This is a genomic window from Haloferax sp. Atlit-10N (assembly GCF_003586325.1).
GTDB lineage: Archaea > Halobacteriota > Halobacteria > Halobacteriales > Haloferacaceae > Haloferax > Haloferax prahovense.
Genome location: NZ_PSYX01000060.1, coordinates 1 through 776, shown reverse-complemented (window position 1 = coordinate 776; position 776 = coordinate 1). Strand labels below are relative to the sequence as shown.

At 69.2% G+C, this 776-nt stretch carries 1 protein-coding gene and 1 pseudogene; both read left to right on the top strand.

The window, feature by feature from the left end:
* Positions 1 to 61 precede the first annotated feature (61 nt).
* Positions 62 to 220: pseudogene (locus C5B91_RS23010) on the top strand (threonine synthase); the annotation flags it as partial.
* A 77-nt stretch (positions 221 to 297) separates the two neighbouring features.
* The coding region (locus C5B91_RS21165; protein WP_255409962.1) for a pyridoxal-phosphate dependent enzyme at positions 298 to 776 on the top strand (479 nt) is incomplete at its 3' end.

Sequence of the window (776 nt, the reverse complement as noted above, 5' to 3'; positions counted from 1 at the left end):
GCTCTGGGTCGACACGGACCCGACGCCATTCTCGTGGGGGGACTGTCGAGATCGGGACGGGATGTGGCGGTACGAGGCGCTGTTGCCGATCGACCGGCCCGAGGGCGTCGCACGGGCTGCAGGCGGCACGCCCCTCGTCAGGAGCCCCGGACTCGACGACACAGCCGGCGCTCGGGTGTTCGTCAAAGATGAGGGCGAGAATCCAACCGGCGCGTACAAGGACCGCGGGAGCGCGGTGGCCGTCCCTCACACGGCCGCGACCGGTGGCGACGTCGTCGGCACGTCTCGTACGGCAACATGGCGATCAGCACCGCTGCCCACGCGGCGAGCCTCGATCGAGAGTGCGTCGTGTTCGTTCCGGAGCGGACCTCGTCAGTGCGGCTGGAACTCATCGCTCAGTACGAGCCGGCCATCGTACAGGTCGCCGGCGACTACGGGAAGCTGTACGGGGACGCGCTTGAGCTGTCCGAGCGCCTCCCGATCGACGTGCTCGTGAGCGACGTGCCCACCCGCATCAGCGGGTACAAAACGGCACTGTTCGAGATCTACGAGTCGCTCGCCCCGGCGGCGCCCGACGTGATCGCGCTACCGGCGAGCTCCGGTGGATTCGCTTCGGGGATCTGGCTAGGAATCCGGGACCTCAAGCGCGCGGGACTGATCGCGGAGCCGCCGCGCCTGTATCTCATCCAGACCGCGACAGCCGACCCGCTAACGCGGGCGTTCGAGGCCGGGGAGACGGAGCCGACGCCGCTGTCACCCGACGAGACCGGCGACAC